General features: G+C 64.5%; 15 protein-coding genes. 6 read left to right on the forward strand and 9 right to left on the reverse strand.

Annotation, left to right across the window (positions count from 1 at the left end):
• Positions 1-267 precede the first annotated feature (267 nt).
• Positions 268-4,791 carry an autotransporter outer membrane beta-barrel domain-containing protein gene (locus tag ACVOL0_RS06365; protein ID WP_481548389.1) on the reverse strand — a complete coding sequence of 1,508 codons (4,524 nt, stop codon included), beginning with the start codon at positions 4,789-4,791 and terminating at the stop codon, positions 268-270.
• Positions 4,792-5,284: 493 nt separating this feature from the next.
• Positions 5,285-6,862, reverse strand: coding sequence for a serine hydrolase (locus ACVOL0_RS06370; RefSeq protein ID WP_481548390.1), 1,578 nt, complete (start codon positions 6,860-6,862; stop codon positions 5,285-5,287).
• Between the two features lie 103 nt (positions 6,863-6,965).
• Between ACVOL0_RS06370 and ACVOL0_RS06375 the strand changes: the two genes are divergently transcribed.
• The 3 genes from ACVOL0_RS06375 to ACVOL0_RS06385 all read left to right on the forward strand — a co-directional run bounded on the left by ACVOL0_RS06375 (position 6,966) and on the right by ACVOL0_RS06385 (position 9,336).
• On the forward strand, positions 6,966-7,394 hold the full coding sequence (locus tag ACVOL0_RS06375; RefSeq protein ID WP_481548391.1) for a VOC family protein: 429 nt from the start codon (positions 6,966-6,968) through the stop codon (positions 7,392-7,394).
• A 147-nt stretch (positions 7,395-7,541) separates the two neighbouring features.
• The gene (locus tag ACVOL0_RS06380; protein ID WP_481548392.1) at positions 7,542-8,369 is read left to right on the forward strand and encodes a DUF72 domain-containing protein; all 828 of its coding nucleotides are present in this window, start codon (positions 7,542-7,544) and stop codon (positions 8,367-8,369) included.
• A gap of 46 nt (positions 8,370-8,415) precedes the next feature.
• Positions 8,416-9,336, forward strand: coding sequence for a DMT family transporter (locus tag ACVOL0_RS06385; RefSeq protein WP_481548393.1), 921 nt, complete (start codon positions 8,416-8,418; stop codon positions 9,334-9,336).
• Positions 9,337-9,498: 162 nt separating this feature from the next.
• Here the strand turns inward: ACVOL0_RS06385 and ACVOL0_RS06390 are convergent, their stop codons facing one another.
• The 4 genes from ACVOL0_RS06390 to ACVOL0_RS06405 all read right to left on the reverse strand — a co-directional run bounded on the left by ACVOL0_RS06390 (position 9,499) and on the right by ACVOL0_RS06405 (position 15,278).
• Positions 9,499-10,563 carry a GGDEF domain-containing protein gene (locus tag ACVOL0_RS06390; protein WP_481548394.1) on the reverse strand — a complete coding sequence of 355 codons (1,065 nt, stop codon included), beginning with the start codon at positions 10,561-10,563 and terminating at the stop codon, positions 9,499-9,501.
• A gap of 106 nt (positions 10,564-10,669) precedes the next feature.
• Positions 10,670-11,392, reverse strand: coding sequence for a pseudouridine synthase (locus ACVOL0_RS06395; protein WP_481548395.1), 723 nt, complete (start codon positions 11,390-11,392; stop codon positions 10,670-10,672).
• A gap of 55 nt (positions 11,393-11,447) precedes the next feature.
• On the reverse strand, positions 11,448-13,073 hold the full coding sequence (locus ACVOL0_RS06400; protein WP_481548396.1) for a GGDEF domain-containing protein: 1,626 nt from the start codon (positions 13,071-13,073) through the stop codon (positions 11,448-11,450).
• Between the two features lie 240 nt (positions 13,074-13,313).
• Positions 13,314-15,278 (reverse strand): DEAD/DEAH box helicase, encoded by a 1,965-nt coding sequence (locus tag ACVOL0_RS06405; RefSeq protein ID WP_481548397.1) that lies wholly within the window; start codon positions 15,276-15,278, stop codon positions 13,314-13,316.
• A gap of 195 nt (positions 15,279-15,473) precedes the next feature.
• On the opposite strand from ACVOL0_RS06405, the gene ACVOL0_RS06410 reads away from it, so the two are divergent.
• On the forward strand, positions 15,474-15,737 hold the full coding sequence (locus ACVOL0_RS06410) for an RNA-binding S4 domain-containing protein (protein WP_282266712.1): 264 nt from the start codon (positions 15,474-15,476) through the stop codon (positions 15,735-15,737).
• Between the two features lie 179 nt (positions 15,738-15,916).
• Here ACVOL0_RS06410 and ubiM read toward each other — a convergent pair whose 3' ends face one another.
• The 3 genes from ubiM to ACVOL0_RS06425 all read right to left on the reverse strand — a co-directional run bounded on the left by ubiM (position 15,917) and on the right by ACVOL0_RS06425 (position 19,041).
• Positions 15,917-17,095: a 5-demethoxyubiquinol-8 5-hydroxylase UbiM gene (ubiM, locus tag ACVOL0_RS06415; RefSeq protein ID WP_481548428.1), complete on the reverse strand. Its 1,179-nt coding sequence runs from the start codon at positions 17,093-17,095 to the stop codon at positions 15,917-15,919.
• A 145-nt stretch (positions 17,096-17,240) separates the two neighbouring features.
• Positions 17,241-17,798 (reverse strand): DUF4019 domain-containing protein, encoded by a 558-nt coding sequence (locus tag ACVOL0_RS06420; RefSeq protein ID WP_481548398.1) that lies wholly within the window; start codon positions 17,796-17,798, stop codon positions 17,241-17,243.
• Between the two features lie 79 nt (positions 17,799-17,877).
• The gene (locus tag ACVOL0_RS06425) at positions 17,878-19,041 is read right to left on the reverse strand and encodes a COG3904 family protein (RefSeq protein WP_481548399.1); all 1,164 of its coding nucleotides are present in this window, start codon (positions 19,039-19,041) and stop codon (positions 17,878-17,880) included.
• A gap of 165 nt (positions 19,042-19,206) precedes the next feature.
• On the opposite strand from ACVOL0_RS06425, the gene ACVOL0_RS06430 reads away from it, so the two are divergent.
• Positions 19,207-20,697, forward strand: coding sequence for a DNA-3-methyladenine glycosylase 2 family protein (locus ACVOL0_RS06430; protein ID WP_481548400.1), 1,491 nt, complete (start codon positions 19,207-19,209; stop codon positions 20,695-20,697).
• On the forward strand, positions 20,694-21,206 hold the full coding sequence (locus tag ACVOL0_RS06435) for a methylated-DNA--[protein]-cysteine S-methyltransferase (protein ID WP_481548401.1): 513 nt from the start codon (positions 20,694-20,696) through the stop codon (positions 21,204-21,206). The genes ACVOL0_RS06430 and ACVOL0_RS06435 overlap by 4 nt, the downstream gene beginning before the upstream one ends.
• Positions 21,207-21,264 lie beyond the last annotated feature (58 nt).

Below are 21,264 nucleotides of genomic sequence, written 5' to 3' on the forward strand. Positions count from 1 at the left end.
CCCCCCCCCCCCCCCCCCCCCCCCCCCCCCCCCCCCCCCCCCCCCCCCCCCCCCCCCCCCCCCCCCCCCCCCCCCCCCCCCCCCCCCCGCCCCCCCCCGCCCCCCCCCCCCCCCACAACCTCACCAGCAGACTCACGCCCGCCCTGCGGCCAGAAGTCGAAGTACTCCATCATCACCCCCTGCATCACGGTAGATGGACTTGCTGGATGTGAACCGTGCCGGCAGCTGCGGAAAGATCCATCTCCCACCGCAGCTGCCAACCCAGCATCACCAGCCCAGCTTCAAGCCGATCTGGCCAGCCACGTCACGATGACCCTCGCCCCCCCGCTGGTAACCCACTTGCCCCCAGCCGCTCCAGCCCTTGCCCAGCTCCATCTGCACGCCTGCCTTGGCTTCATACACGCTGCCTGGCAGGTCATGGTTTAGGCGCTCCTGGTCCATCATTACGCTGGCAGTTGCCCCGCCCGACCACCAGTTGATCGCCACGAAAGGCTGCACACGGTTGTGCTCGTTGCCAAGCTCGCGGCCGTACAAGCGTGCACCCACGCGCGCGGTGGTATCGCGCAGCCTGCGATTGCGCACCAAGGTGCCATTGGCTTCCCGCACATCACCGCTGCTGAAGCCGGTATGGATCACCTGCACCTGCGGTTCGAGGTAGACATCATGGCGCTTGCCGGCATGCAGCTGGAACGCACGGCCGGTCTCCAGCGACAGCGACCAGGAGCGCGCGTCGTACTGCTCACGCCCCAGATAGCTGCCCTTGACCGTATTGTCGAAGCGCGCGTACTGCGCGACCACGTCCACATACGCACCAGGTGCGCCATCAGCCTGCTGGAACCACGTTCCGTACAGGCCCGTCATGCTGCCCTTCACCGTACCAGTGGCGCGGTGATGGGAAACAAGTGATATAGCCTCGGTAGTGGCGCGGCCATACCCCCCCATCACACCGATGTGGACACTGCCCTCACCCACGGCGAGCCGCTTTTCCGCCCCCAACTGGACAACATCGGTCTGCACACGCAGATCGATCTGGCCGCCGACGGTTCCCGCATCCAGCGTGCTGGTCTGGGTACGCGCCCACACGGCGTGGCCGTGATCGTCGGTTTTGCCAGCATTGAGATGCTGCTCGCCGACACGGTCGTGCATGGTGCTACGGAACATCCGCAGCACCGCGATCTGGTTGCCCAGATAAGCACCCGGCTCGGGCCGCAGAACCGGCGCCGGCGGAACCACTACACCTGGGCCTACCGGCGGCAGCGGATCAACTGGATCTACCGGGTCCACTGGATCAACTGGATCAACTGGATCGACCGGATCAACCGGATCAACCGGATCGACAGGATCGACAGGATCAACCGGGTCTACCGGATCGACTGGATCGACTGGATCGACCGGGTCTACCGGGTCTACCGGGTCTACCGGATCGACTGGATCAACCGGGTCTACCGGGTCTACCGGGTCGACTGGGTCAACCGGCGGCAACTCCGAGCGCAGATACCAACCACCATCATCCGGCGTATCGCGAGCGCCCTGGTACAACCAGTATTCGTACAACCCGGCCACCGCACGGCCCTGCATCTCAAACACGCCCCGCGATGCGCCATTCACTGCAATCAACTGAATGCCGTTCTGGGTCACGCCACCGGCGCCACCGACATTGTTCACCTGCAGCCAGCTGTGGCCGCTGGTATCACCTTCGACCACCATTCGATCGGTCAGTGAATCATCGTCTCCAAGTACGGTATTCATCTGCAACACGCCGCCATTGCCGACGTAATCACCATGCACGGTCAGGACCGTACCTGGCATCGCCTCCGCCCCTCCGAACGCTACCGTGCCGGCATTGTTCAGACTCGCAACACTCTGACTGAAGCCGCCCAGCTGCAACTGCGCGCCTTCGGCTACAAGATGGTGCGAGACCGCACTGAGCGCACCGGCCGAACCAGCCCGCAACGTGCCCGCCAAAACCGAGGTCGCGCCACGATAATCATTCTGCGCCAACAACGTGGTCACGCCATCAGCCAGCGAATTGATTGCCAGTGAACCACTGAGTGTGGGCGCGAACGCGGTGACATCGGTGTGGTTGAAATTGACCATGGCCACGCCATCGCCGCCTTCGACCGCGATGGCGTCCAGCCAGCCGGCCATGCCACCGTTGCCGATGTTCAAGATTCCAATAGAACCCACCGCTGCGGCCAGCAGCAGCTTGTCAGCACCAACCGTGCCTCCCTCGGCAATGGTCAACACGCCATCACCCGCAGCACCCACGTTCAAACGTCCCGCATTGCTCCAGGTTGCATCTTCACCGATTACGTTCGCGATGCCTTCGCTACCGGCGAGGTGACCCAGCATTGCGCTGCCACTGCTGACCGTACCACCGGCTGCGACGTCGAGCATGCCCTTGCCAACTTCACCGATGGAGAGGTTGCCAGTGCTTTCCCAGCGTGCATCTGCACCGGACACCGTCGCGCTACCTTCGCTGCCGGCAAACATGCCCATCCATGCATCGTCGTTGCTTACCGTGCCGCCGGCAGCAACGTCGAGCGTACCTTTGCCGCGACCACCAACACCCAGGTTGCCGCCTGCATTGAAGCGCGCATCCGCTCCAGCAACCGTGACCACGCCTTCGCCAGAGGCGAGTTGCCCCAACAACACATTGCCACTGTTGAGCGTGCCGCCTGCGCCGATGTCGACCTTGCCCTGGCCGGCTTCGCCCACGGTCAGGTTGCCGGCATTGGTCCACGCTGCATCCGCACCAACGACCGCCACGCTGCCTTGGCTGCCCGCGAACTTGCCCACCGTGGCGGAAGCGCTGTGGACGCTACCGCCCTCGGCGATGCTCAATTCGCCCATGCCATACGCACCGACAGTCAGCCCGCCGTCGGCATGCAGTTCGCCACCATTGGATACATCAACATGGCCCACAGCAGAGGCCGCATTACCTAGAATTACCTGACCGCCAGCCGACACAACGCCCGCGCCAGCGACGTGCACCTGGCCCTGACCGGCTTCGCCGACAACGAGTTTTCCAGCACTTTCCCAGCGCGCATCTGCACCGGACACCGTCGCACTGCCTTCACTGGCGGCAAACATGCCCATCCATGCATCACCGTTGCTGACCGTACCGCCAGCACCCATATTGAGCGCCCCCTTGCCGCGGCCGCCAATGCCAAGGTTGCTACCCGCATTGAAGTGCGCATCCGCTCCAGCAACCGTGACCACGCCTTCGCCATCGACGAACTGCCCCAACAGCGTATTGCCGCTGCTGACCATGCCGCCGGCACCGATTTCCACACTACCCTTACCGTACTCACCCACGGTCAGGTTACCGGCATTGATCCAGCGTGCATCCGCACCGGTGACCGTCACCCTGCCATGACTGCCCCAAAGCTTGTCGTCCCAGACCAACCGCCCCAACACCGCACTGCCGCTACTGACCGTGCCGCCGGCACCGATTTCCACAGCGCCCCGACCGTATTCACCGACGGTCAGCTTGCCCGTATTGCTCCAGCTTGAATCCTTGCCTGAAACGGTGACCAGGCCGTAGCCCAGTTCATAATCACCCAGATTTGCGCTAGCACTGGCAAGAGTGCTCCCGTCATAAACGTAAACGAACCCTTTGCCTGACTCGCCAACAAGCAGGTGCTCGCCAGCAATCATGCTGCTGCCACCGTACATATAAGCGTAGGCGTTTGACTCTGCGCTCACTGAGATCGTCTGCCCCGAGACCCGGGCGGCGTCATCCAGATGAAGTACTCCACGATGGATGGTCAGATCGTCGGTAACTGTCCAGTTGGCCCCTTCGCCGATAACCGAGACAGTTCCCCTGCTCAGGTAGTAGCGACCTACGATGCCGCTACTGCTGACAACAGATGAACCAGCGCCAATATGCAGCGTTCCTACACCCTCTCCACCAACCAGCAGGCGTTCACCAACAAGCAATCGAGCGCCTGTTGAGAGGTCCACACTACCGCTGCCATACATCGCCCCGAGAGTAAGGTCACCACCAACCGAGACGGCAGATTCCCCGGAGATATCGAGCGCGCCGATGCTCCCGTAGCCAACGGTGAGACTACCGTTGCTGCGCCACTCCGAACCGCTGCCGGCAACGTTCATCTCGCCATATGCGGTATCGCCCACGCGCGACGCCAAGACCTTGGCGTCCTCCATGATCACCTTGCCGCCATTTTCGATATTCAACCGGCCCGTGCCCTCAGCCCCAACCATCATCCAGGCGCCGTCCATCTTCCAGAGGCTGCCTGGACCACTGACGAGCACTTGACCATCTCCCCCCTCCCAGGCCCCGATATAGGCATATGTCCCGTTCCGAACGAAGCCTCCATTGGCAATCGTCAAGCTACCTTCATGCGTAGTACCCACCAAGAGCGCATTCTCGACTTCGAGCCTTGACCCCTCACCAGTGACAATCACCTCGCCTCGCGTCACCGCTGGCGACCACCAGTTCATGCCTATATCCAAGTCTGAATAAATGCTGGTTGGGCCAATCACACCAAACAGCTGGGCGCCATCAGAGACCGTCAATCTGCCGATACCGGCCTGACCGACAGCAATGCTCCCATCAACAGTTAGCGAAGAGGCAGCTCCTGACAGAACATAGTCAGAGTCGACTATGAGGTCGTACGCCGTCGCCGGGCAGGTGAAACCAGCGGCGACGCCCGCGACGATCATGCCGACACGGCGCGCGCCACGCCCTCGCCGTGGCGCCAGCTCCGAGGCGACCGCACACTGCCCGGTTTGAGGGTTGCGGATAATGCGGAAGATACGATTCATGCCAGCGCCACTGAAAGAAAGTGCGCGGATGATCAGCGGCCTGCAGCCGCGCTTACATCAGACAAGTCTCAAATCTGAAACCAGCTGTTTTTTCGCACGGGAAATGCCCATTTTTTCCGCCAAACTGAACTGCTGCTTCAGTCTTCAAAGGGTGCGGACTGCTTGTTTGTTGGCCCGCGCGCAGCTCATATAGACAGATAATCGCTGTGTTCCGCTGGCAGCATTGATTCCAATCAATGAGAACTGTTTCATCGGATTGGCTGGCAGTAGATGTCTGGATTGTCACACGGCATTGGCGCAACGCTTCAGTGGCTATCGTCGCCATGCTCAGGGACGAGCGAGTGCTCATGAAAGAAGACCGGCGATGTGAATCATCGCCGGTCTTCTGCAGTGCCAAGGTCATGCGTGTGCAGCAGGAGCAGCTTTCGCCGCCGTGGTTGAAGCGAACGGATGATCTATCTGCTTCGCGGCCCACGCCGGTCCCACAACCCCGTCAATCCGCCTTCGGCTTCAGCAGCAGGTCCTGGAAGTCGAAGCTGAAATCGGTCAGCGAGGACACTGCCTGCATGCGCACCTCACGCACCTTGCCGTCCGGGTCCAGGCTGAAGTTGACGAAGGCATCGGCGTTGAGCGAGCGATTGTCCCAGCGCACGATGAAGGTATCGTGCTGCCAGTGCTCCATCGTGCCGACCAGATCGGCGGTCGCACCGAAGCGCAGGCGCAACTTGCCGCCCTGCTGTTCGACCAACACATCGCCGTACCAGGCATCGCCATAAGTGCCTGCATACTTGGCCAGCGGCAGCGACGGTTTGCTCTTGGCATCGCGCGCCGCCACATGCTTGTCCCAGCCTTCATCGGCATTGCCCTGCGCCTTGGCCACGCCAGCGGCATACGCAGCCACCCAGTCATTACCCTGCGCGCCGAGCATGGCATCGAGCACGCTCATGGTGATCGCATTGAAGGCGGCACCGGATTCCTGGTTGGTCAGCACCACCACGCCGAGGTTCTGCTCAGGTACCAGGGTCAGGCGCGACACCTGGCCCGGCCAGCCGCCGGTATGCCAGACCAGCTTCTGCCCGTGGTAGTCGCTCAGGCTCCAGCCTTCACCGTAACCGGCGAAATTCGGCCGTGCCGGTGCCAGCTCGGGCACCGACGGCTTGGGCACCACCTGCGGAATCTGCATCTGCCACATCTGCTGCTGGGTTTTCTCGGTGAACAGCGGCGTGCCATCGGCGAGCTTGCCTTCGGCCAGCTGCACGTTCATCCACTTGGCCAGGTCGTGCACGCTGGAATAGATGCCGCCGGCACCGGCGTTGTTGGACCAGGTCAGCGGCGGCACCGGCCGCAGGTCCTTGAAGTCGTACTTGGCGTGGCCGACGGCGGCCTTGTCACCGGGCTGCAGATGGTCGGCGTTGTAGCGGGTTCCGCTCATGCCGACCTTGTTGAAGATGCGCTGCTGCAGGAAGTCGGCGAACGACTGCCCGGACACCTTCTCGATCACCTGCTGGGCCACCGCGTACAGGATGTTGTCGTACGCATAACGGTCACGGAAACCATTCTTCAATGGCACCTGCGCCAGCCGCGCCACCACCTCTGCATTGCTGTAGCGGGTGGTCGGCCAGAACAGCAGATCGCCCGCCCCCAGGCTCAAACCACTGCGGTGCGAAAGCAGGTCACGGATACGCATCTCGCCGGTGACATAGGAGTCGGACATGCGGAACGATGGCAGGTGATCGACCACGCGGTCGTCCATCTTCAGTTTGCCGTCCTCGGCCAGCAGGTTCAGCGATGTCGCGGTGAAAGCCTTGGTATTGGAGGCGATGGCGAACAAGGTATCGGCCTGTACCGGCTCGGGCTTGCCCAGTTCACGCAGGCCCCAGCCACGTTCCAGGATCACCCTGCCGTCCTTGACCACCGCCACTGCCACGCCCGGCACATCGAATTGCTGGCGCACGCGCTCGACCGTGGCATCCAGCTGCTGCAGTTCCGTCGGCACTGCCTCCTGTGCGGAGGCCATCGGTGCCGCCACGCCCATCGCGAGCATCAGCCCGCCGCCCAACCAACTATTCAAAGTGCGCTCCTGTGTGGATCGATACCGGCTCGGCGCCGGCCTTCTCGCGATGGTAACGCGAGCGCGCCCACCCTCGCCTTTCCGCAGCTACCGACACGCAACCATGGACCTCGCCGCCCGCACCACCGCCACCATCATTCCCTGCTTGCGCTACCGCGATGCACCGGCCGCGATCGACTGGTTGTGTACGGCCTTTGGTTTCCAACGCCATGCCGTCTACCAGGACGGTGAGGTGGTTCATCACGCACAGCTGGTGTTCGGCAACGGCATGATCATGCTCGGCTCGGTGCAGCCAGGCGAATGGGGCAGCAATATGATCCAGCCCGATGAAGTGGGCGGCATGGAGACGCAGAGCGCCTGCGTCATCGTCAGCGACGCCGATGCGCACTACGCGCAGGCCAAGGCTGCCGGCGCGGAGATCGTGATGGAGATCGCCGACCAGGACTACGGCGGCCGCGGCTATGCCTGCCGTGATCCGGAGGGCCACCTGTGGTGGTTCGGCAGCTACGATCCATGGGCACCCAGCAGGTAGTGCCGAGCCATGCACGGCAGGGGCTCTACCACGAATTCCAACCGCTACGTGTAACGCCTTTGCCGTGCATGGCTCGGCACTACCTTGGGCGGTTACATTATCGGCTTCGTGGCTTATGCCGCTCCCACAAAGCATCGGGGCATTGTCTTGAACGATCTGTTTGCCAGCACAGCGCATGCGCCCGGTGTGCATATCGGCATTGGTGGCTGGACCTATGCGCCGTGGCGAGGAGGTACGTTCTATCCGGCCGGGCTGGTGCAGCGGCGTGAGCTGGAGTTCGCCAGCCAGCAGCTGACCAGTATTGAGATCAACGGCACGTATTACGGTGCACAGAAGCCACCTGTCTACGCGGCTTGGCGCGACGCCACTCCAGAGGGCTTCGTATTCTCGGCCAAGGCGCCGAAGCGCATCGTCACTGCGCGCAAACTCGCCGCTACCGGTGGTCAGATCGAGGACTTCATCGACGGCATCAGCCATCTCGGTGATCGCCTCGGGCCGCTGCTATGGCAGTTCGAAGCTGGCCGCACGCTGGACCGTGACGATCTGGCCGCCTTCCTGCAATTGCTGCCGCAGCAGGTCAACGGACGCCGCCAGCGTCATGCATTGGAAGTACGCGATCCGGGCTGCTTCGATGCCGAACTGGTGACCTTGATCCGCCAGCACGGGGTTGCCTTGGTCTATACCGACTCGGCCACCTATCCCAACGCTGCTGACCTGTCCGGCGACTTCGTCTATGCGCGCCTGATGGCCAGCCGCGACGAACACGCTAGCGGCTACCCGGCCAGTGAACTCGAACAATGGGCTGGCCGCATCCGCCGCTGGCGCAAGGGCGAAGACGCAGCCGAGCTGCCGCATCTGGCCGCGCCATCTGCAGCCGCCGCACCCCGCGAGGTCTTCCTGTACTTCATCAGCGCCGCCAAGCACCGCAACCCGGCAGCGGCACGCGAACTGCAACGGCTGATCGACGCAAACTGAAGCCCGCGGCGCGGCGCAGCCAACCCGCATCGGCGACAATACGCCGATGCCTACCAACGACACCCGTAAAGCCCTGTTGCAGATCCATTTCTGCGTTCTGTTATGGGGCGTCACCGCCATCCTCGGCAAGCTGATCACCTTACCCGCACTGCCACTGGTGTGGTGGCGCATGCTTCTGGTGGTGGTGATGCTGGCGTTGCTACCGCGCGTGTGGCGCGGCCTGTCGGGCTTGAACCTGCGGTTGATACTGGGCTATGCCGGTATCGGCGCGCTGGTGGCGCTGCACTGGCTCACGTTCTATGGCGCGGTGAAACTGGCCAATGCCTCGGTCGCCGCGACCTGCATCGCACTGGCCCCGGTGTTCACCTCCATCATCGAACCGTGGATCGCGCGGCGTCCGTTCCAGATGCGCGAGTTGGCACTGGGTGTGGTGGTGCTGCCGGGTGTCGCGCTGGTGGTTGGCGGCGTACCTGATGGCATGCGTCTGGGTGTGGCGGTAGGTGCGGCGTCCGCATTGTTGGTGGCGCTGTTTGGCTCGCTCAACAAGCGCATGGTCGGTCACGCCGATCCGCTGACCGTCACCGCCGTGGAGTTGGGCGCAGGCACCCTGACCCTGACCCTGTTGGCTCCGGTACTACCGTTCCTGCTACCCGCCCTGGCCAGCGATCTGTGGGTGCTGCCCAACCTGCACGACAGCCTGTTGCTGCTGGCCCTGTCCGGCCTGTGCACGCTGCTCCCATTTGCCTTGGCACTGGTCGCGCTAAGGCATTTGAGCGCCTACACCACGCAGTTGGTAACCAATCTGGAACCGGTCTACGCGATCGTGCTGGCGATGCTGTTCCTCGGCGAACAGCATGAGCTGACGCCGCAGTTCTATCTGGGCGTGGCGATCATTCTCGGCGGTGTGTTCCTGCACCCGCTGCTCAATCGCCTGCGGCCAGCAGCGACAAGCACCAGCCAGGTCTGATCAGCGAGCGCGGTTGTAGCCCGGGCAAGCGCGGCGCACCCAGGGACTGTTGCAGTTCCCGGATGGGAGTTTGAGTCAACTGCATCGTTTGCGCAGAGCGCGTTGGCACACGGCCAGGTGCTTCCCGGGCGCACTGCGCTCACCCGGGCTACGGCTTTCGGCTCAGCCCGCCACAACCACCCGGTCCCGGCCTTCAGCCTTGGCCTGGTAGAGCGCGGTGTCGGCACGGCGCAGGGTCTCGCCCGGGGCTTCACCGGCGCGGTGCACGGCCAGGCCGATGCTCACCGAAATCGGTAGGCCGATCGGCAGCAGGCCCACCGATTCGCGCAGGTATTCGCATTGCAGCTCGGCTTGCTGCAGCGGCGTATCCGGCATCAGGATGACGAACTCCTCGCCACCATAGCGGGCCGCCATGCCGCGCCCGGCAAACTGCGATTTCAACACGCTGGCCAGCTCGACAAGCACCCGATCACCCTCGGTGTGGCCATGGATGTCGTTGACCATCTTGAAGTGGTCGATATCGACGATGGCCACCGCCGGTGGCACCTCGCCCGCGCGTTCAATCGCCTCGGACAGCGCAGCCGACAAGGCGCGGCGGTTGGGCAGGCCGGTCAGCGGATCGGTGCGGGTCTGCTCGGACAGCTCCAGATTGGCCTGTTCCAACTGCTGGTAGTAGTCGAGCAGATGCGCCTCGTACCAATCGTGTTCGGCCTGGTGATGATCGATTTCAATCCGCAGCAGGCGCATCTCCATCATCCTGCTGACCTGCCGCGACAGCGCGCGCAGCGCCTCGGCCTGCGGCAGGCCCAGGGTCGCCGGTACTGAGTCGAACACGCACAGCGAGCCCAGCGCGTAACCGTCGCTGGTCAGCAGCGGCGCGCCGGCGTAGAAGCGGATATGCGGATCACCCAATACCGAGGGGTTGCCGCTGAAGCGCTGGTCCTGACGGGCGTCAGCCACCACCGTCAGCTCCTTGGGCTTGAGGATGGTGTGCGCACAGAATGCCTCATCACGCGGCGTCTGTTCACCGTCCAGACCCTGCAGGGATTTGAACCACTGGCGGTCGTGATCAATCAGGGTCACTGCCCCCATCGGCGTCCCACAGATGGTGCGGGCAATCGTCACCAGGTCATCGAACTCCTGTTCGCGCGCGGTATCGAGCACCCGATAGCGCTGCAGCGCGGCAAGACGTTCGGCTTCGTTGGCAGGCAATGCGGGCTTGATCATGCACGGCTCCGAGGCGGCAGGATGGAGAGCGCAGCAGAGTCTAACGGCTCACCGCGCTGGGCGCGGTGAGCGTGTCACATTTCAACGCTACCGACGTTGCGGCAGCTCACCACTGTTGCTGTTGCGGCAGCAGGCCACGCAGTTCCTGCTCGCTCAGGTTGCGCCACTGGCCCGGCTTGAGTGCACCGATCTTGACGTTGTCGATGCGCACGCGGCGCAGCTGGGTGACGCGATAACCGAATTCAGCCGCCATCAAACGGATCTGCCGGTTCAAGCCCTGCTCGAGGATGATGCGGAAGCCGTACTTGGCAATGCGGCTGGTGCGGCATGGCAAGGTGGTTTCGTTGCGGATGCGCACGCCACGCGCCATGCCGCGCAGGAATTCGTCGGTGACCGGCTTGTTGACTGCTACCAGGTACTCCTTCTGGTGGCCGTTCTCGGCACGCAGTATCTGGTTGACGATGTCACCATTGCTCGTCATCAGGATCAGACCTTCCGAATCCTTGTCCAGGCGGCCGATCGGGAAGATGCGCTGCTCGTGGCCGACGAACTCGACGATGTTGTCCTTGACCGCGCTCTCGGTGGTACAGGTGATGCCCACCGGCTTGTTCAACACGATATAGACGTGGCGGCGACCGGTGCTCTTCTGCACCGCCCGGGCACGCAGCGGCTGGCCGTCAACCTTGACCTCGTCGCCCTCACCCACCACGGCACCGGTGCCGGCAACGATGCCGTTGACGGTGACACGACGGGCGGCGAGCAGGCGATCGGCCTCGCGGCGCGAACAGAAGCCGGTTTCGGCAATGTGCTTGTTGATTCGAATTGTCATCGGCGAATTATCCGCCATCGCCCGCGGCTGGAACAGCGCAACCGGGCTCCGTTGTTCAGGGCACTTCCTGAACATCGCGTGCGTCCACCACCTGGTCGCGACCGCTGCGCTTGGCCTGGTACATGGCGTTGTCGGCCCGCCGCAGCAATCCGGCCACGTCGTTGTCGCGGTATTGCAGCTCGGCCAAGCCAATACTGGCGGTGACCACCAGGCCTTCGTGCTTGAGCCCACGCGCCTGTACGGTGACCTTCTCGCGCAGCAATTCCAGCCTCGGACGCGCCGCGTCAGCACCGATTCCAGGCAACAGGATCAGGAACTCTTCACCGCCCATGCGGATCACGTCGCTGCGGCTGCGCACGCCGGTCAACAGCGTGCTGGCCACCGATACCAACACTTCATCACCACCATCGTGGCCGTAGCGGTCGTTGATCTGCTTGAACAGGTCGATATCCAGGAAGCCGATCGAGAGCGGCAGCCCGGCCGCTTTGGCCTCGCGCAGATAGTGGTCCAACTGGCGCAGGCCTGCGCGGCGATTGGGCAGGCCGGTCAAGGTGTCGGTATCGGCAAGCTCGCGCATTTCATCGCGCTGCTGGCGCAGCTGGCTGAGGCTGCGATTGAGTGAGTAAGCCGCCATCATCAGGAACCAGGTCACCGACACCTGGATCGCCTCGACCCGGAACTCCACCAGCAGACGACTGTCCATCAGGTCCGCCAATGCCATCACCAACAGCGGAATCGCCGCCACCAGACCGTCCAGTGCCTGGAAATTGCGCCGCCGCAAGGCAACGATGGCAATGCCTACCGAGGCCAGACAGATCAGCGTGAACAGGTCGTCCAGCGCCACCGCCACCCACGCCAGCAGTGGCCAAGGCATGAACGGCGCGGCCAGCGCGACCACCCCTAACAGGATCATCAGCCACTGCATCCAGCGCCGCGAGCCACGCAACACCCAACGCCCACCGCACATGCGCCACAACACCCAGCCCATCACCGCATAGCTGAGTGCAGATACCGCCACCATCCATACCGGTGCGTGCCCGTCCACCGGCAGCCACGGTTCGGGATAGCCACTGAGGCCGCTCAATACCGCCTGCCATACCACCAGCAGCGCGCAGACCAGGGTATAGATCAGGAAATCACGCCCGCGCGTGGTGGCAAAGCCCATCAACGCGGACAACGCCAAAGCCAAGGCAATAGCCACACACGCGGTGCGCACCACCAGCCGCAAGGTGTCCTGCTGCTGCAGCGGGCTGGGCGCACCAAGATGCACCGTCGGGATCCAGCGCGGCTTCAACGGCGACTCCCAGGCCACCCGGATAGGTTCCACCGTGCCCTGCTTGGGCACCACCACCAGGCCGACACCGGCGCGGAAACGCGAGTCACGGGTACGCGCATCCTGCATGTCGCCACAGACCTGGCGGTCGCCGTGAACAATCATCACTTCGCCGGCAAAGACGTTGAACACCCCCACGCCCTGCGGCGCCCCCGACCAGCCACCTTCGGGAGCGGGAATTTCAATCGCTGGCCGCATCTGCGCCAAAGCCTCGGCGCTGCAGGCACGCAACGGTGCCTGCTCGGCGGTGGCCGCGCCTGCAATCAGGAAGTCACGGTCCACCTGCAGCGATTGAGCAGCGCCCAGCAACGGCCACAATGCAAACAATGTCGACAGCAGCAGAAGCACGGTCCATCCACGCCTGACCCTGCCAGTACCTGCCCCTCCCCCTTCTGCCATGAGCTTCCCTCTCGCGTTCTCCGACGCGGATAAGCAGCATTATCGCAATAACCTGACGCAAGCAGTACGTGAAGGCGGTCGCGGCTTGAACTTGCCACCGCATCCTGTCCAGGCAGGCCGGCAAGCGGTCAAAAACAGACAACCCCGGCTTTACCGGGGTTGTCTGGTCACGCTTTTGGGCTGACTGGATCAGTAGTTGCGCGGGCCGCGCGGCTTGAAGCCACCCGGACGCGAACCACCCGGGCCGCCCGGACGTGGGCCGCGCGGGCCACCCGGACGCGGGCCACCCGGCTTGCCGTCGCCCTTGTCGAAGCGCGGCTTGAACGACGGCGCAGCGGCACCATGGTCCTCACCCGCCTCAACCTTGCGCATCTGCAACTGCTGGCCCGACACCCACACCTTCTTCAGGTGCTGCAGCACGTCGGACGGCATATCGGCCGGCAGATCCAGCACAGAGTGACCGTCGTGGATGTCGATGCGGCCGATGAAGCGACTTTCCAGGCCAGCTTCGTTGGCGATGGCGCCAACGATGTTGGCCGGCTTCACGCCATGGGTGTGACCTACTTCAATGCGGTAGGTCTCCATGCCGAATTCCGGCGCACTGCGCGGCGGCATTTCGCGACGCGGACGCGACTCGAAATCACCCTCGCCACGCGGCGGACGCGGTGCGCGCTCGCCGTCGTCGTGACGCGGGGCACGCTCGAAACGCGGCTCGAAACGGGCCGGGCGATCGCCACGGTCACCACGCTCGTCACGACGATGGAAACCGCCATCACGGGCCGGACGCTCGCTACGCTCGAACGACTGCTCGCGGCGCTCACGCACCGGCGGGGTCAGCAGGAACGGCGAATCCCCCTGCAGCAGCTTGGCCAGCGCAGCAGCGATATCGATGGCCGGCACGTTGTGCTCGCCTTCGTAGCGCTGCAGCAGGTCACGGTAGAAATCCATGTCGCCGGCAGCCAGGGCCTGGCTGATGCGATCCATGAACTTGGTGACGCGGTGGTCGTTGACCGCATCCACGGTCGGCAGCTGCATTTCCTCGATCGGCTGGCGGGTAGCGCGCTCGATCTGGCGCAGCATGCCCTTCTCACGCGGGGTGACGAACAGGATCGCCTCACCGCTGCGGCCGGCACGGCCGGTACGACCGATACGGTGTACATAGCTTTCGGTGTCGTACGGGATGTCGTAGTTCAGCACATGGCTGATGCGCTCCACGTCCAGACCACGGGCAGCCACGTCAGTGGCAACCAGGATGTCGAGCTTGCCTTCCTTCAGCATGGCGATGGTGCGCTCACGCTGGGCCTGCTGCATGTCGCCATTGATGGCGGCAGCGGCCAGGCCGCGCGCCTGCAGCTTGCTGGCAAGCTCCTCGGTGCCGGCCTTGGTACGCGCGAAGATGATCATCGCGTCGAACGGCTCGACTTCCAGGATGCGGGTCAGCGCATCCAGCTTGTGCATGCCAGCCACCCACCAGTAACGCTGGCGGATATTGGCCGAGGTGGTGGTCTTGGAGGCGATGGTCACTTCCACCGGCTCACGCAGGTAGGTCTGCGCGATGCGGCGGATCTGCTGCGGCATGGTTGCCGAGAACAGCGCGACCTGACGGCTTTCCGGCAGCTTCTTGAGCACCGCTTCGACGTCGTCGATGAAGCCCATGCGCAGCATTTCGTCGGCTTCGTCCAGCACCAGCGTCTTCAGCTCGGACAGGTCCAGGGTGCCGCGATCAAGATGATCGATCACCCGGCCCGGGGTGCCAACCACCACGTGCACGCCGCGGCGCAGGGCCTGCAGCTGCTGCGCATACGGCTGGCCGCCGTACACCGGCAGCACGCGGAAGCCCGGCATCGACGCCGAATAGGTCTGGAATGCCTCGGCAACCTGGATGGCCAGCTCGCGGGTCGGGGCCAGCACCAGGACCTGCGGCTTGGTGGCGGAAAGATTGATGTTGGACAGCACCGGCAGCGCGAAGGCGCCGGTCTTGCCGGTGCCGGTCTGCGCCTGGCCGAGCACGTCGCGGCCTTCCAGCATTGCCGGAATGGTGGCAGCCTGGATCGGCGACGGGGTCTCGTAACCGACTTCGGCCACTGCCTTCATCACAGGCTCGGATAGGCCGAGATCTGCAAACAGCAGCGGCGCGGGGGTATCTTGGGACATGGTAACTCCGGGGGCACCGCCGCGAACGGGCGGGCGAAAAGACGCATATTGTGCGCTCTAAACAGCTCAGCTGTCGCGCATGGCTAGATTTGCGTTCAGCTTACGAACACAACCGGCCGCCGCGTGGCCCCTGTTGGAGCACCCGCACGGGTCGCCGATGGCGCACAATAGCACTCGTTTTTATCCGTGAACACCATGCAGACCATCGAATTTGAACTTGACCGCGATTACGTGGAACTGAAGCAGTTGCTGAAACTGGCCGATCTGGTCACCAGCGGCGGCGAGGCAAAAATGATCATTGCCGACGGCCAGGTCACCGTGGATGGCGTGGTGGAGCTGCGCAAAGCCTGCAAGATCCGCGGCGGCCAGCAGGTAGCCCTGGGCGATGTCCTGATCAACGTCCTCGCCGATCCGGACCCGAACCGCGCCGAAGAAGACGACGAAGACGAAGACGAGTGATGTAGTGCCGAGCCATGCTCGGCAGGGGTCTTCCCCGCGCCCCATCAGCGCTGCAGCGTTTGGGGGGCGGCGCAAGCCGCGAAGCTGGCAGCCTGTCAGCACCCGATACCCGCCGCCACCGGCTTCGCGGCTTACGCCGCTCCCACAAGCCAGCCCCACCTACCTGCCCGAAGGGCCCGCTAGGCGCGCGCCTGGGTCAGATGCCCGGCGATCAGCTTCCTGAACGGAGCTACGCCCTGCGCGGCCCGCAAGGCCGCGCCGCGCAGCAGGCGTGCCGGCAGCCGGCTGTCGTTGTAGAGCCCGGCAATGGCATTGGTGGCTTCGTATAGCGGCCGCGTTGCCAACCGGTGGCCGCGCTGGTAGCTGGCCAGCAGGCCGTCAGCGCCGATATCGCCACCGCCACGAACCGCATCCAGCAACAACCGCGCCAGCCGTTGTTGGCTGTGCAGCCCAAAATTGAAGCCGTGCGCGGTAACCGGATGCATGCCGACCGCTGCATCGCCGATCAAGGCATAGCGCCTGCCGACGAAACGATGCGCATACACCCCCACCAGCGGATAGGCATGGCGCGTCCCCACCGGGGTCATCGCGCCCAGGCGATGCTCGAAGAAGCCGCTGACGGTACGGCCAAAGTCAGCTTCATCCAGTGCCAGCAACTGCTGCAGCTGCAGTGGCGGCATGGTGATCACCGCCGAGGCCTGGTTGCCCGGCAACGGCAGCATCGCCAAGGTCCGCTCGTAGCCGAACCATTCCCAGGCCGCGTGCTCATGTGGACGCTCGCACTGCATCCGGCAGACCAGCATGGATTTGCCGAAGTCGCGCATCTGCGCACCAATCCCCATCATCCGCCGGGTCGCGGAGAAGCGGCTGTCGGCAGCAATCACCAACCGCGCAGCCAGCTGACTGCCATCACTCAAACTGACCGTGCTGCATGCCTCACCGGCATCGATTGCGGTCACCGAGCGGCCATCCAACAGATCCAGCCCGGCCTGGCCTTGCACCGCTTCCCACGCGGCACGCCGGATCAGGTGATTGGGGATCAGCCAGCCAAGCTCATCGACGCCCTCGCCATGCGCGGCAAAACCAAGCGCAAACGGCGAGCTGCCATTCATCACCTTGGCACTGCGCAATGGCGAGATCTCGGCCGGATCGATGCGCTGCCACAGGCCCATGCTGCGCATGATCTGCCGCGAGGCATGGGTCAACGCGATCTCGCGGCCGTCGAAAGCTGGCTCGGCCAGCGCCGACAGCGCTTGCGGCTCGATCAGCGCCAGCGAGAGACCGCTGCCGGCCAAGCTGCGAGCCAGACTCAAACCGGCCGGACCGGCTCCCACCACCACCACATCCACCTTGCGCATATGCCACTCCGTTATGCCTACCGCCGGCAGCCTAAGCAGGCCTGCGTAAGGATTCATTGATCCAGATCAGCCATGCAACACCAAGCACACAAACACAACGGGCGCCCTGCGGCGCCCATGTGCGATGCCTACGATGTGATCGCGCTTAGTTGGCCGAGGCCGCGCGCACGCTATAGCCGGAGGCGCGCCACACCTTGTCCTCATCCAGACGGAACGAGACCAGCTCGCGCACCGGCTGGGCATTGTTGGCAAAGCGGGTCGGGAAGCTGACGTTCAAGTAGATGCCTTCAGGCACCGACGCACCGGCCGGGTATTGCACGCGGGTGATCGACGGCTTGCCACGCGATACCAGTGCGCCCAGCTTGGCGCGATCCGCATTGACGTTGTTGGCGAATACATCACGGGTCACCGCCCTGCGCGCCACTGCCGAAGCACCGTCCCAGACCGAACCCGCCTGCTGGTTGTCCACCAACTGCGCCACCCGCTGCGCAGCTGCAGTCATCTCCGCATCCTGCTTTGCCACCTGCGCCTGCTGTGCTGCACTGAGCGCTGGTGTCGGCCGTGCCGCCGCTGGCGGCGCGGGTGCAGCTGCGGCAGGGGGCGTGGCCCGGGCCGGGGCCGGGGCCGCAGCTGGCGTCTGCGCGAAAGCGCTTGTGGCCGGCACGGCCAAGGACAACACCATCAACAAACAACTGGGTCGCATAGCTCTCTCCATGACGCTTTCTGTTGAACGGAATGCCAATCCAATCACGGTTTGCAGCCTTCCGCACCCTTTCATTTGTTCACTTTCGTGTACCGGAAGCACTCACCTGCGCGCTGACAGTTGGCACGGCTGCGGCTGCGGCTGCCGGCGCCACCACCGCCTCGGCAGCGCCGGTCGGGATGGCGGTGGGCATTGGCTCGAGCATGGCGGTATCGATTTCCGACAACGGGCTTTCCTCCGGGCAGACCTCATCGGGAAAACCGAACTGCTCCTTCAACGCCTGGCCACAATGGTTGACCGCTTCCAGATCGGCACCAGCAACCTTGCACTCACGGTCAAAGGCGATCAGGAACGAATCCTTGCGGCGTACGAAGTCATCGCCACACTTGCGCATCTGCTTGATCCGCTCCAGGTCATCCTGCACGGCATTGGTGCCGTCCAGACCGTACTGCTTGAGCTCTTCGCTGGTCAGCACCCGCAGGCTGCGGTTGGGCACGGTCATCATCAGGTCGGCCACGCCCACCGCCACGCCGTTGCGCTGCAGGTAGTCCTTCACGTTGTCGTAGACCTCGTGCAGCTCCTTGTTCAACTCCGCGCGCGAACTGGCGCTGGAGCTGATCCGCATCATGCGGTGGATGCCAACCTTGCCCGAGATCAGCCGATTGTCACCGGCCGCCAGCACGAACACGCAGGCGCTGTGGCAGACCGAGCCTTCGCGCACCCAGATGGTCCAGCCAGACTCGCCGATGCTGTCACCGGCAACGATGGCTGCTTCCACCTGACCGCCACTGGAATCCAGATCCAGGATGCGCCGGCTGATCTTCATCGCGTCAGCCACTACCGCCAGCCGCGTCACCATCGCTGCGAACGAGGGATTGATCTTGCCGGCATAGCGCACCCGCAGCAGACCACGCTCTTTGCAGGGCTCCAAGGCTGCATCCATGCTGGCGCGGTCAAACGCAGCCAGCTCGGTGCCATCGCCGTTTTCGCCGGCATAGTCGGTGCCACAACTGACCCAGGCCTTGCCGTTCTCCAACAGCAGCTCGGGCCAGGGCTTGTCCTTGGCCGGCAATACCGGCGCCGGCGGTGCCGGCGCATCGGCGGCGTTGATCGACACCATGTGGTCGCCATCGGCGGCCAATGCGGTAGCAGGGTCGGCCACGGGCTTTTTTTCGCCGGTCTGCGGATTGCAGGCCAACAGCCCGACGCACAAAAACGGCGACCACCAGAACTTGGGCAACATGGAGAGCAATCAGGTCCGAGCGACGGCGCAGCCGCGCCAGGAAGGTGGACAGTCTAGTGCGCAACACCCACCCTGCCGCAACGTCCGATGAATCAACACAGCGTCACACGCATTGATGTCCGAAAATGGCCAGTACCGGCCACCGGCCGCGCCTAGACTGGGGCCATGCAAACCCTCCTGATGCCCGCCCATGTGCAATGCGAACAAGCCCGCCTGGCGCGTGATGCGCGCTTTGACGGCCTGTTCTTCACTGCCGTGCGCAGTACCGGCATCTATTGCCGCCCGGTGTGCCCGGCACCGCCCCCCAAGCCCGAGAACGTCAGCTACTACCCCAGCGCGGCAGCCGCCAGCGCCGCCGGTTACCGGCCCTGCCTGCGCTGCCGCCCCGAGCTATCGCCGGATGACGCCAATCTGCTGCAGGACTACACCCTGCATCAGGCACTGGCCCTACTCAACGAAGGCATCCTGCAGGAGCAGCCGGCGACCGCGCTGGCCGAGGCGATGGGAATCAGCGCGCGCCAGCTGCAACGGCTGTTCGTCGCCAAGCTCGGCGCGACGCCGGCGCAGCTGCACACCACCCGCCGTCTGTTGCTGGCCAAGCAACTGCTGACCGAAACCGCGCTGCCGGTAACCCAGGTCGCACTGGCCGCCGGCTTCAACAGCCTGCGCCGTTTCAACAGCGCCTTCCTCGAAGGCTGCGGCATGCCGCCGAGCGCACTGCGCAAGCAGCACGGCGCGGTCGCCGGCGGTGAGCCGGTGCTGCGCTTGGCCTACCGACCTCCGCTGGACTTCCCGCTGATGCTGGCCTTCCTGCGCCGCCGCTCGCTGCCGGGTATCGAATGCATCGACGAAAGCAGCTACCAACGCGTGGTCGTCGCCAATGGCGTTGCCAGCCTGATCCGGGTCACCGCGGACCCCAGGCGCCCGGAGCTGCGCCTGCAGCTGGGCACCACCGATCCACGCGCGATTCCCGCCATCGTCGCCAAGGTGCGCCGCGTCTTCGACCTGGATGCCGACCTGCGCACCGTCCATGCCACCTTGGGCCAGGAACCCCTGCTCGCGCGCGGCATCGCCGAGCGGCCGGGGCTGCGCATTCCCGGCGGCTGGGACGGCTTTGAAGTCGCCGCACGCGCCGTGCTGGGCCAGCAGGTCAGCGTCGCTGCGGCAACCACGCTGGCGCGGCGCCTGGTCGATCGCTTCGGCGAGCACCTGCCCGGCATGCCCGAAGGCCTGGACCGACAGTTCCCGGCACCGGCAATCCTGGTCGAGGCACCGCTGGAGAGCATCGGTCTGCCGCGTACCCGCGCCGCCACCCTGCGCGCAATCGCCCGCGCCTGCGCCGAAGGCAGACTGGATTTCAGCCGCGCACAAACGCTGGACAGCTTCGTGCAGAAGGCCACCGCCCTGCCCGGTATCGGCCCATGGACCGCACACTACATGGCACTGCGGGCGATGGGGCTTCCCGATGCCTTCCCTGCCGGCGACCTGGTGCTGCAGCAGGTGCTGGGCGAAGGCCAGCGCCTGAGTGAACGCGAGACCGAGCGCCGCTCCCAGCGTTGGCGACCATGGCGTGCCTATGCGGTGCTGCATCTGTGGCACCTGGCAGTACCAACCGAGAGAAAGAATTCCAAGCCTGCTACGGAGGCCAGCGCATGAACACCCTCTATTACGACCGTTTCGACAGCCCCATCGGCGCGTTGACCGTCGCCGTCGACCAGGTCGGCGTACGCCACATCCTGTTCGCAGAGAACCGCCACGACGCCAAGGGGCGCGAACATTGGCAACGCGATCCGGATGCCATCGCTGAGCCCCGCCGCCAACTGCTGGAATACCTGCGCGGTGAGCGCCACCAATTCCAGCTGGAACTGGCGCCGGTGGGCACCGAATTCCAGCTGCAGGTCTGGCACACGCTGGCGCAGATCCCGTTCGGCGCGACCTGGAGCTACCGACAGTTGGCCGAACGCATCGGCCGGCCTACCGCTACCCGCGCGGTGGGCGCCGCCAATGGGCGCAATCCATTGCCAATCGTGCTGCCCTGCCATCGGGTGATCGGCAACAACGGAACACTGACCGGCTTCGGTGGCGGGCTACCGACCAAGGCAGCTTTGTTGAAACTGGAGGGTGTGCCCAGCGAGGGCGCGCGGGTGGCCGATCTGTTTGCCTGAGTGTGCGGGGTTCCCGGGTGCGCTTTGCATACCCGGGCGAACTGAGCCCGTCCACTGA

It is taken from the genome of Stenotrophomonas sp. STEN021, from assembly GCF_056760175.1.

What these genes read in the sequence shown, in the direction of transcription:
- ACVOL0_RS06385 (WP_481548393.1), top strand. Translation starts at nt 8,416, where the DNA reads ATGCCTACCAACGACACCCGTAAAGCCCTGTTGCAGATCCATTTCTGC.
- ACVOL0_RS06420 (WP_481548398.1), bottom strand. Translation starts at nt 17,798, where the DNA reads ATGCGACCCAGTTGTTTGTTGATGGTGTTGTCCTTGGCCGTGCCGGCC.
- ACVOL0_RS06375 (WP_481548391.1), top strand. Translation starts at nt 6,966, where the DNA reads ATGGACCTCGCCGCCCGCACCACCGCCACCATCATTCCCTGCTTGCGC.
- ACVOL0_RS06435 (WP_481548401.1), top strand. Translation starts at nt 20,694, where the DNA reads ATGAACACCCTCTATTACGACCGTTTCGACAGCCCCATCGGCGCGTTG.
- ACVOL0_RS06405 (WP_481548397.1), bottom strand. Translation starts at nt 15,278, where the DNA reads ATGTCCCAAGATACCCCCGCGCCGCTGCTGTTTGCAGATCTCGGCCTA.
- ACVOL0_RS06410 (WP_282266712.1), top strand. Translation starts at nt 15,474, where the DNA reads ATGCAGACCATCGAATTTGAACTTGACCGCGATTACGTGGAACTGAAG.
- ACVOL0_RS06395 (WP_481548395.1), bottom strand. Translation starts at nt 11,392, where the DNA reads ATGACAATTCGAATCAACAAGCACATTGCCGAAACCGGCTTCTGTTCG.
- ubiM (WP_481548428.1), bottom strand. Translation starts at nt 17,095, where the DNA reads ATGCGCAAGGTGGATGTGGTGGTGGTGGGAGCCGGTCCGGCCGGTTTG.
- ACVOL0_RS06365 (WP_481548389.1), bottom strand. Translation starts at nt 4,791, where the DNA reads ATGAATCGTATCTTCCGCATTATCCGCAACCCTCAAACCGGGCAGTGT.
- ACVOL0_RS06425 (WP_481548399.1), bottom strand. Translation starts at nt 19,041, where the DNA reads ATGTTGCCCAAGTTCTGGTGGTCGCCGTTTTTGTGCGTCGGGCTGTTG.
- ACVOL0_RS06390 (WP_481548394.1), bottom strand. Translation starts at nt 10,563, where the DNA reads ATGATCAAGCCCGCATTGCCTGCCAACGAAGCCGAACGTCTTGCCGCG.
- ACVOL0_RS06430 (WP_481548400.1), top strand. Translation starts at nt 19,207, where the DNA reads ATGCAAACCCTCCTGATGCCCGCCCATGTGCAATGCGAACAAGCCCGC.